The sequence below is a fragment of the Parasphingorhabdus sp. genome, from assembly GCF_041748495.1.
Lineage (GTDB): Bacteria > Pseudomonadota > Alphaproteobacteria > Sphingomonadales > Sphingomonadaceae > Parasphingorhabdus.
On sequence record NZ_JBGTDD010000075.1, the window covers coordinates 1 to 10,477 of the forward strand.

The window sequence follows — 10,477 nt, forward strand, 5'->3', positions numbered from 1 at the left end:
ACCATATTGGTTCCCTGGATGTGGCTATTATCGTAGATTTCGATCCGATCCGGCACCGCATCCAGTTCCAGAAGATCGACCATTTCCCGCATGATCTTGCTCTGGGTGGAGGTTTCGGCCAGCCGCCGGTCCAGCGCTTCCTCGGCGTTGCGACTGGCCTGAGCCAGCAGCTTGCGGCGATCGCCGCGCTGCGGTTTCGACACGCTCACCCGATAGTCGGCCTTGGTACTGAGCGCCTCTGCCAACAGTTCGGCATCGGGCAGTTCCCGGTCGAGCAGCACCAGCCGGGGCGGCGGCATCCGTTCATAAAATTGCATCAGGAAGCTGGAGAACACTTCTTCGATCTCGACATGGGTGGTGTGTGCCGGAAAAAAACTGCGATGGCCCCAATTCTGCCCGCCGCGGATGAAGAATGCCTGGATACACACGGAGGACCCCTTGGCCGCCAGCGCAAAAATATCGGCGTCGGGCAGACCCGCCGCATTGATCGCCTGATTTCCCTGGATGAAGGTCAGCGCCTTCAGCCGGTCCCGATAGACCGCAGCCATTTCGAAATCGAGCGCATCGGCCGCCTTTTCCATCGCCTGGCCCAGCTTCTGCTGCACTTCGGTCGATTTCCCCGACAGGAAATCGCGCGCATCATCGACCAGCTCGGCATAATCCTCCTTGCCGATCCGGTCGACGCACGGGGCCGAACAACGTCTGATTTGATAGAGCAGACAAGGCCGCGAGCGATTGTTGAAAAAGCTGTCGGTACAGCTGCGTAGCAGGAACAGCTTTTGCAGGGCATTGATCGTCCGGTTGACTGATCCGGCGCTGGCAAAGGGACCAAAATATTGCCCTTTGACCCGCTGCGCCCCCCGGTGCTTGGTGATCCGCGGGAAATCATGGCCTTCGCGCAGCAGGATGAACGGGAAGCTCTTGTCGTCGCGCAGCAGGACATTATAGGCCGGGCGGAATTTCTTGATCAGTTGCGCCTCGAGCAGCAGCGCTTCCGCTTCGCTGCCCGTGGTGATGATGGTCATCGAACGGGTTTGCGCTACCATCCGCATCAGCCGGTGCGGCAGCCGGTTCATCTGGACATAGGCGCCCACCCGGTTTTTCAGCGACCGCGCCTTGCCGACATAGAGCACATCGCCGCGCTTGTCCTGCATCCGGTAGACGCCGGGGCGCGTCGGCAGCGTATTCAGGACCTCGCGGATCGCTGCCATGCCCGCTTCAAGATCGGGCGTATCCCCTTCCCCGCGCACCGCATAGGTGGCCTTGTCCTCGTTGAAACGGGACGCAGCATTGGGTTGATCGGGACGGTCGGCCTTGGACATGATATCTATCTAGGCACGCATCCGGAGCAATGCCAGAATCAATCGTTCCGGCGTCCCTGCAATGGCAGGAACCCGGAACAATATTCTGAAAATCCCGTTGATGGCGATAGCCTCCCTGCTCGCGCAGGTGGGGCATCGCCTAGTTCAGCGCCTTGCCGATATCACCGATAGCCTTGTCGATCAGTGCCTTGTCTGCGGCGGCATCATGGCGCGCCGCGATCAGCGCTTCGGCTGCCTGGGTTGCGGCGGACGCGGCCTTGGCCCGCACTGCGGCAATGGCTGCCCGTTCCGCCGCGCCGATTTTCTCTTCCGCCATTTTTTTCCGGCGAGTGATCAGCGCTTTGGTGTCGGCCTCGGCTTGTTCGACCAGCGAGGCCGCTTCTTTTTCAGCGCTATACATCAACGCTTCGATTTCGGCCTCTGCGCCGGCTGTCTTGGCCTCATATTCGGCTTTCAGGGCTTCAGCCTCTTTGCGCAGATTGGCCGCTTCATCGAGATTTTGCCTGATTTCGGCGATCTGCTTGTCAAGTATCTCGGCGATGATCCGGGGGACCTTGGCCCACAGCATGATGCCGAACACAATCAGCACGCCGACGGCGACCCATCCGGTTGTCGTCAAGCCGAGTGCGCTGGCTTCAGCGCCTTGTGCCAAAATCGTCAATAGCATCGTCTATCTCCTTCAGCCGGCGCTAGAAAGCGGCCTTGACCGCCTTTTTGGCATCAGTCGCCGTGACCTTGGCACCGGAGACCGTTTTCACGATCGCTTGTGCTGCCTCAGCAGCAACCGCTTCGATTTCCTTCATCGCACTGCTCTGGGCTGCCTTCAGCGCAAGATCCGCCTCGTCCGTTTTTTTCCGGATCGCAGAGTCAGCACGGTTGATGGCAGCCTCGTTCTTCAGTGCCACTTTGGCTTTGGCTTCGCCGACCATGTTAACCGCATCGGCCCGTGCATCATTGATGCTGACCCGATAGTCGATTTCGATCTGCTCCGCCCTGTCCTGCCCGGCCTGCGCCGCCGCGAGATCATCGGAAATCCGCTTTTGACGGTCATCGACAGTCTTGCTGATCTTTGGCACCATATTCTTGGCAATACCGAAATAGATGATGCCAATGACGATCAGCAGCCAGAAGAACTGGCCGAAATAGACATCCATGAGCTGGCTAATTTGAGGCATTATTCACCTGATAGTTCAAGACGCAAAATCGGAAATCGACGACGGGCTGGCATCGCCAACCCGTCCTCAAGATTATTCAGCTGGTGCTACTACCGGCGCTTCCATTGCCGCTGGCGCGTCAGCCGCAACAACTTCCGCTGCAACAACTGCAACCGATTGATCAGCCGGAGGAGCGTAAAGGATCATCATGGCAACAGCAAAGGCGATCAGGCCAAGCAATTCAGCAGCAGCAAAGCCAATGAACAGGCGACCCTGCTGACCGTCAGCCGCAGATGGGTTGCGCAGCGCGCCTTCGAGGAAAGAAGCGAAAACATTACCAACACCGGCAGCAGAAACTCCGATACCGATGGCAGCAAGGCCAGCGCCGATTACTTGTGCAGAAGCGAGATTCATTTTTTAACTCCGTATTATAAAATTAGGATTGAAGGTGACTTAGTGAAGATTTTCCGCATCGTTAATGTACAACGTCGTGAGTAGTGCAAAAACATAGGCTTGAATGGCACAGACCAAAAGCTCCAGCGCGCTGACAAAGGCGATGAAGATGATGCTGAGCAGCGCGATACCCCAACTGGCGCCGCCTGCATCAATAGCCTGGATAACGAAACTGGCGAACACCTTGATCAGAATATGACCGGCGATCATCGCCACGAATAGCCGCAGCGCCAGGCTGAACGGGCGTACGAGAAACGACAGCACTTCCACCATGAAGATCAGCGGGATCATCGGCAGCGGCGTACCATGGGGGATGAACAGGCTGAAAAATTTAAAACCATGCTTCCAGAAGCCGACGAACAGAACGATGGAGAAGCTGATCGCTGCCAGCAGACCGGTGACCGTGAATTGGCTGGTGACCGTGAACGGATGGACTCCGGGGATGATTCCGAACGGCATCATGCCAAGCAGGTTGGAAAACAGGATGAACATGAACAGGGTGAATATCCATGGCGTATATTTCTTGCCATTGGGCCCAATGCTGTTGAGGATGAGATTATCGATAAATCCGACAATACCCTCGACCATGACCTGCCAGCGACCTGGAACAAGCTCGCGCTTCATGCCGCCGATCATGAACACATAGAGCAGCGCAAGGACAACGAACATCCATAGCGCGCTGTTGGTGAAACTGATCTGCTGGCCGAATAAAGTGAATCCATCGAAGATGGGTTGCACTTCAAACTGGTGCATAGGATCAATTTTGCCTTCGGTAGCCACTGTTTAACCCCTGATCGTCAATCATCATCTGGTAGCGCCGTACCGATGTCATTCACCGGCTGGCTCGAAATCACATAAATCTTCCTGAACGCTACTCCCACCCCGAGGAAAAAGAATAGCAACAGGAACAAAGGCGTCGTCCCCAACCAGGTGTCGAAAATCCACCCGAGAATGAAACCGCCAGCCACGCCCCCGATCAGATAGCTTAGCACCCTTCCGCCGAGCCGCTGACTTTCGTCCGGCCCTTTGTTACGGTGCCCTGCTTTGATCCGCTCTCGATTCTGGGCCGATATCAGTCGCTCATCCAGCGATGAAACCCGCACATCCTCTTCGAGGGGATCCCGATCAGATTCGCTTGCCGCCATCATAGTCCCTTCAAAAGCCCCGAAGAGCGCCAAAAAGAGCCACAAACAACAGCAGGCCGACCCGCCAAGGCGCGGTCCGTTTAGGAAAGGAGTGCGCCCAAGTCAACAGCGATGCTGCAATGCAGAAAAATCAATGTTTGGGCGCCAGAATATTCAATGGATCAAGAGGCAAAAGCCTATTGCAGACGGCCAGTTTTCCCTATCTGCCTATGCCCTGATAGTGGCCCTTCCCGATCGCTGATGGTATGTCCGCTTCCGCAATATTGCCGACTAGAAAACGTAATGGATTGCCATGCAAGCCGCCAGACCAACGCCGATATTCAGCGGCAAGCCGATCCGCACGAAATCGGAGAAGCGGTAATTGCCGGCGGCATAGACCAGGGTATTGGTTTGATAGCCGACCGGCGTCGCGAAGCTGGCCGAAGCGCCGAACATCACCGTCACCAACAGGCTGCGGACATCGACACCGGTTTGCTCGGCGATACCGATCACGAGCGGCGTCATGATGACAGCAACCGCGTTGTTGGTCGCGGTCTCGGTCAGCAGCGAGGTCAGGGCATAGACCGAAATGATCAGCCACAGCGGCGAGATCATCTGCAGCAGCGGTAATAATATATCAATGATCAGCTGAACTGTGCCGGCATTTTGCAATCCCTGTCCCACCGCCAGCATCCCGAAAATCAGGACCAGCACATTGCCATCGATGGCCGACCATGCCTCATCGCTGTCGATACAATTGGTCAACAGGACCACCGCAACCCCCAGCATCGCGAGAGCAGCTATCGGCATCAAGCCGAGACTGGCCGCGATGATGATGATCGCCAGCGTGAGAATGGCTACCGGTGCCCGGCGACGGCGATAGGCGCGAGCCTCCGGTTCCTGCAAATGCACCAGATCTGCATTATCCTGTAGCACGCCAAGCGACAGGTCGTCGGTCTGGACCAGCAGGCTGTCGCCATGCCGGATGCGGGCTTCCGACAGTCTCGGCCCGGCAATATGGCGCGGTCTGGACAGGCCCAGCACGCGTGCCGGAATTCTGGACAGGAACGGCAGGCTGGTGAGGGATTTACCGACTGACCGGTGCGACGGTCCGATCACCAGTTCGACCAATTTGACATTCTCGTCGTCCAATCCGACTGCGGGCTGCTTGATACCGGCATAGCCCACGGAAATTCCATCCAGGCGGGCCAGCGACAGCAATTCTTCCTGGGTTACCGAAGCAACGAAAGTCTCGCCGCCCTCAATCTGGTGCTCGGTAAAGGCAGTACGATCGATCCCCTGCCCGGTAATCCGGCCCAATATTGTGACACCCGAGGCGGTAAATCCGCTGATGTCCGATAATGTCTTGCCGGCAAAATCGGTTTCCTTGCTGATCCGGATGTCGGTCAGATAGCGGTAATCATCCGATTGGTCGGCGAGGCTATCGCTATCGCGCTTGGGCAGAAACAAGGGGCCCAATATCGCGATCATGACGATGCCCGCTGCCGCTGCGATCAGGCCGACCAGGGTTATTTCGAACAGACCGAAGGCGGCCTGGCCATTTTCCTGAGCGACGCCGTCCACCAGCAAATTGGTTGACGTGCCAAGCAGGGTCAGACTGCCCCCCAATATCGATATATAGGACAGCGGGATGAGCAGCTTGCTCACGGCAACACCGGTCACCTTGGCAATCTTGCGCATGATCGGAATCAGGATGATGACCACCGGCGTATTGTTGACAAAGGCCGAAGAGGCGAAAGTTCCGCCCAGAAAGCCGCCAATCGCCAGATAGGGTCGATGTTCGGCCTTGCGGGCAGCGAAGCCGGCCAGCGCTTCGATCACCCCGGTGCGCACCAGCGCCCCGGACAATATGAACATCGCACCGATGGTCAGCGGTGCCGGGTTGGAAAAGACTGACAGCAGGTCGTTGCTGCTGAGCAATCCGATCGCCAGCATAACGGCAGCCGCGACCACCGCCGTCACCGCAGGCGGGCGGCGCTCCCCGACAAAGGCCACAAACAAGGCAATCAATATTGCCAATCCGGCATAGGGCTTTGTGATATCCCAATAATAAGCCCAATCCAAATTCTGCTCCTCAGCCGGTAGTGGCTGAAAGCCATAACAGGAACATATCCTGTTTCACCAGCAAAAGGGGACACGAAGACATTATTCTGGTTGAAACGAGAGATACGCCTTCATCGCGCTTCGGCCAACATGCGATGGCCGTAAAAAAGGGCGCATCGAAAAAATCGAAACGCCCTTTGTCGTCATATTTGCGAGAGAAGTCTTAGGGGCAACGAGAATCCCGCACCGGCGCGGAACTGTCGCGCGTATTCCAGGTGCCGTTCGGCGTCTGGTATTTCTCGCCCGATACCGTGCGCATGATCAGATTGCAGCCCGAGGTGAAGGCAAATTGCTCCACCGTCGAATTGGTTTCCTGTGCCTTGCGGGTGTAAGCCGATTTGCGCTTGATATTGATATCGTCAACCAGCTTCTTCATCGACGTGGACGGCGAAGACACAAAGCCAAGATAGCCATCCGGCTTCTCGCCAATCGCGCCCGATGACCGCGCCTGCTCATAGGCTGGATCGCGCTGCGCCACGGCGGGCACGGCGACAACGGCTGTCAATACCAGTCCGCCGATGACAGCCAGGGCCTTATTTTTCTTTACATATTCAAACATCAGAAAATATCCGCTTCCTCGTTGATTAAACTTTTCGCATCACCGTCGAGGCGATACACCACTTCCTGCTTGATGTTGATATTGAGGTTGATCACGATCGGATTGTCCGGCGCCGTCACTTGCACGCAGGCGGAAAGCCCTGTTGATATCCCCAAAATCAGGCCGGTTGTGGCTAGTCTCTTCATCGTGTGGCGAATCGCACCATAAGAACGATCCGTCAATTGACTTGTCTGATAAAGCATATTCGCTTTCCCCCGGCTGAATGGACTATTCATCTATTTCAAGAGCCTTCCCGGCTTCCTCTGCCTGTGCCTCCTGCGCGCGCAACAGCGCCGGCAAGTTCCGCCCGACCAGCAATTCCGGCTCATAATAGGCTTTTGCGCTGCTCATCATTTGCATGAATGGCGCCTGGATACGGACGTTGAACTGGATCGGGATGCGCGCCAGTTGCTTGGTAATGAAATTCCGGCTCGCATCATCGCCTTGTTGCAATCCGTCAAATTTTACCTCGGTGATGATTTCACCGGCAATATCGCCGTTCATGCCGATGGTAAGATTGCGATATTTGATCGATTTGAGCGCATTGAACGCGAAATTGGCCATCGTTCCCATATCTTCATAAGTGAGTTCACCGACATAGGCGAGCGTGCCGCCGCCTGCGCGCGCCACCAGATAGCCGCCGACAATCCGGCCGCCATCCTGATCAAAGACCATCGGCAGCTTGCCGTCAAATACCCCGGTTGCGGTCATATTCTCGAAATCAAACTGGGTCAGGAACTGGGCCGCATCAATGCCCTCGACGGTGAATTCGAGCCGCCTTTCGGCTGCTTCGCTCAGATCGAGAATGGCCGGCTCCAGATATAGCTTGCCGCCGGCAAAGGGCCATTCGCCGCCTTCGACCTGCACTTTATAATCGGGCAACAGGCGATAGCGGACCTGGCCATTGAAAACGGCGACGCCGGGATTGACCTCGGACAGGCTCACCATCTGACCGGTACCGGTTTCCAGCGCCAGAAGATCGGAAAAATTGATTTCGCCGGACAGCCCGGTCACCGGGCCGAAGGCAGCCGCCAGATTCATGCTGTTGGTCCGAAATGTCCCGGTGCTCTTGATCCCATTTCCGGAACCATCCCAGTCGATCCGCCCGGTTCCCGATAGGGTCCCCTCGACATTGGCGATCACGCCGAGGGTCAGCGGCGTCAGCTGTTCCGGCTGCAGCCGATCGTTGAAGGTCAGCGACTGAACGTCGATCAGCGCCCTGCCTTCACTACTGTCCAGCGTATGGAGAATATCGATCGCCGCGACCGCGATCTGGGTCTCGGGCTCCCGTAGCCAACCCGTTGCCGAGAGGGCATTGCCATCAAACCGGAAAAGGACATCGTTGCTGATCATCGGCCGGAACCGTTCGACCTGTTGCTCGTCGCGAACCAGAAGACTCGCGTCGGCGAGAAATTCGCCATTTTCATAACGCCAGGTCCCATCGATCTTTTCCATCAACAGCGGCACATTGGCGACTTTTCCGGAAGCCCCTTCCATTCGCCCATTGATCGTGCGACCGAAGTCGGCGCTCAACACGGCCATTTCCAGACGGGTCATGCTGTCCGGCGTTCCCAGATTGATGGCGACATTTTGCGCCGTCATTCCCTTGGCGAGCGAAAAGCCCAGCGCGCCGCTCGAAATCGCCAGCGGCGTGCTGCCAACCATGCCGTTGAGTAAAAGTGATGGCGCATTGGCCGCAATATTCAAGCCCGCCCGGTTGCCGGTCACGATCGCGCCCCCTTGCGGACAGAGCCGAGCGCTGGTGGGTCCGGCGCGGAGCGATGCCGTGCGCAGACTGGCGAACTGCAGATTGATACACTGGCGGAACAGGGTGAAATCACCGGTTCGGTCGATATTGCCGCTGACGGGTATTTGCAGACCAGTGAGCTGCCCGTCGCCGAGCGGTCCGGTCAGGATGATCCGCCCATCGATATTGGTGCCGCCCTGACGGGTGGGAGAAAAGGCCAGTGCCGGAATCCTCAATTGGGCAGAGCCGGCCTGATAATTGGCCATTTCGAGCCGCCCAGAAAATCCGCGAGTCAGGCTGCCATCGTCAAGCACCAGTTGCGCGCTGGGAAAACCGCCCCCCTGCAACTGAATATTGCCGTCCGCCAGCATCCGGATATTCCTGGCGGTAAAGGCAAGCAGCAGGGGATCGCTCAAACGCACCGATGCGCCGGATTGCGAGCGGGCGCCCAGCGCATTGAGCTCAAGCGTGGTCCGCGTTGCCCCTCTGGTAAACTTGATGTCGCTGGCAATATCGAACTGGCGCCCGGCCTGCTGCACGGCTTTTGCAAATCTGTCCGCAAGCGGGCCGACCGGCGTTCCAGCGACCGATGCCGCCATTCGGGTCGCTTGCCGCAGCATGTCCTGATTTGCACGCGCTCCTCGAATTTCCGGTTTCCCGGCAAAGCTGGCCGTCAGATCGGCACCACCATAGCCTAACGCAAACGGACCTTTGATCAACGAGCGATCCGCGCGGCCAAAGGGGGTTCGCAAACCGCTGGCGGTCATATCGACATCGCCGCTGCTCTGCTGGAAATCGCCGGCCAGCGCTACCGACGCCCTGATTTCCTGACTGGAATAATCCGCAAAGCGGAGCGGACCGCCGAGCACGCCGACCGTGCCTGACCAGCTCGCCAGATCCGCACCGATATCGACCGAAACTTGCGCCGCCATATCCTCTGCGGCAAGATCAATATCACCGCATGTGACATTGGGCAGTCGCAGCGGTCCCTGCAACCGCGGCTGCTTGCGACGAATGGATATCTTGCCGAAAAAAGTCGGTCGCTGAAGGCTGCAGCCGCCGGCAGCCAGATTCTGGCTGATCGCGGCAATTTCGCCGCTGAAGCCATCGTGCAACTCTCCCTGACCGTTGAGCGCCAGTCCGACAGCACCATAATCGGTGTCGATCCGCAGCTTTGCGTCGGTCAGGCCCAGCCATATGTCCGGCAGCGCCAGCGGACTGTCGTCCTCCGGATCGGTGAACTTGTCTAGTTCGCCAAAGCTGAGCACGCCATTTTCCATCCGCCCATACAGCTTGACCCCGCTGGCCCGGACCCAGTTGATGCCGACACCGCCCAGACTCAGGCGATTGCCAAGCTCGACCAGCTCAGCGGTCATATCGGGACGAGCCGGATCGCCGATCACCAGATTGCGGATCACCTGCTGGCGGAGCCCGATATCCTCGATCTCGTAGCTGGCGCTGATATCCATTTCGTCGAGCTGGGACTGGATGACATTGTCGGCCAGCGTCGTCCGGCTGATCCACAGGGCAATCAGTCCAAGCAGGATCAGAACAAGCAATATCCCGCCGTACAGTCGAAACCGGGAACGGCGACCGACGGGGTCATTGGCAATTTCTTCTTCCATTGCAGATGAAATGGACAAGTCTGCCTTAAGTTGCAATGTACAAGTGTCGGGACGGACGCGTTTTAAATCCTCTCATCGAAACTAGACATTTCCGGCCGCTTTTCCGCTTATCAACCGCGTTCCTTATTTGTTCTGTCTATATGACAGGAATGACCAGCGAATGTGACACGCAGCCAGACTCAACCGACCACCGCAGCGGCCATCGGGCCCGACTTCGGCATCGCATATTGACGGGACACGGAGGCGGACTGCACGACCATGAACTGGTCGAATATCTGCTCGCACTCGCCATCCCGCGCCGCGACACCAAGCCTTTGGCCAAGCAACTGG

9 protein-coding genes and 2 pseudogenes are annotated in these 10,477 nt (G+C 57.5%); 1 reads left to right on the forward strand and 10 read right to left on the reverse strand.

From position 1 onward, the window contains the following. From uvrC to ACEW8J_RS06125, 10 genes and pseudogenes are all read right to left on the reverse strand, one after another. Positions 1 to 1,322, reverse strand: a 1,322-nt coding sequence (gene uvrC, locus ACEW8J_RS06080) for an excinuclease ABC subunit UvrC (protein WP_373490752.1), incomplete at its 3' end; no start/stop codon positions are given. Positions 1,323 to 1,461: 139 nt separating this feature from the next. Further along, positions 1,462 to 1,989, reverse strand: coding sequence for a hypothetical protein (locus tag ACEW8J_RS06085; protein ID WP_373490753.1), 528 nt, complete (start codon positions 1,987 to 1,989; stop codon positions 1,462 to 1,464). Between the two features lie 22 nt (positions 1,990 to 2,011). Continuing rightward, positions 2,012 to 2,497 carry an ATPase gene (locus tag ACEW8J_RS06090; protein WP_373490754.1) on the reverse strand — a complete coding sequence of 162 codons (486 nt, stop codon included), beginning with the start codon at positions 2,495 to 2,497 and terminating at the stop codon, positions 2,012 to 2,014. A 174-nt stretch (positions 2,498 to 2,671) separates the two neighbouring features. Beyond that, positions 2,672 to 2,890, reverse strand: a pseudogene (locus tag ACEW8J_RS06095) (F0F1 ATP synthase subunit C); the annotation flags it as partial. 39 nt (positions 2,891 to 2,929) lie between these two features. Further along, on the reverse strand, positions 2,930 to 3,682 hold the full coding sequence (locus ACEW8J_RS06100; RefSeq protein ID WP_373490760.1) for a F0F1 ATP synthase subunit A: 753 nt from the start codon (positions 3,680 to 3,682) through the stop codon (positions 2,930 to 2,932). Positions 3,683 to 3,726: 44 nt separating this feature from the next. After that, positions 3,727 to 4,077, reverse strand: a complete 351-nt coding sequence (locus ACEW8J_RS06105) for an AtpZ/AtpI family protein (RefSeq protein ID WP_373490755.1) — start codon at positions 4,075 to 4,077, stop codon at positions 3,727 to 3,729. Positions 4,078 to 4,344: 267 nt separating this feature from the next. Further along, entirely contained in the window at positions 4,345 to 6,138 is a 1,794-nt protein-coding gene (locus tag ACEW8J_RS06110) for an SLC13 family permease (protein ID WP_373490756.1), read from the reverse strand. A gap of 202 nt (positions 6,139 to 6,340) precedes the next feature. Beyond that, the gene (locus tag ACEW8J_RS06115) at positions 6,341 to 6,736 is read right to left on the reverse strand and encodes a YdbL family protein (RefSeq protein ID WP_373490757.1); all 396 of its coding nucleotides are present in this window, start codon (positions 6,734 to 6,736) and stop codon (positions 6,341 to 6,343) included. Then, the gene (locus ACEW8J_RS06120; protein ID WP_373490758.1) at positions 6,736 to 6,978 is read right to left on the reverse strand and encodes a YnbE family lipoprotein; all 243 of its coding nucleotides are present in this window, start codon (positions 6,976 to 6,978) and stop codon (positions 6,736 to 6,738) included. The genes ACEW8J_RS06115 and ACEW8J_RS06120 overlap by 1 nt, the downstream gene beginning before the upstream one ends. A 25-nt stretch (positions 6,979 to 7,003) precedes the next feature. Continuing rightward, on the reverse strand, positions 7,004 to 10,165 hold the full coding sequence (locus ACEW8J_RS06125) for a YdbH domain-containing protein (RefSeq protein ID WP_373490759.1): 3,162 nt from the start codon (positions 10,163 to 10,165) through the stop codon (positions 7,004 to 7,006). Between the two features lie 131 nt (positions 10,166 to 10,296). Here ACEW8J_RS06125 and ACEW8J_RS06130 point away from each other — a divergent pair. Continuing rightward, a pseudogene (locus ACEW8J_RS06130) lies at positions 10,297 to 10,477 on the forward strand (hypothetical protein); the annotation flags it as partial.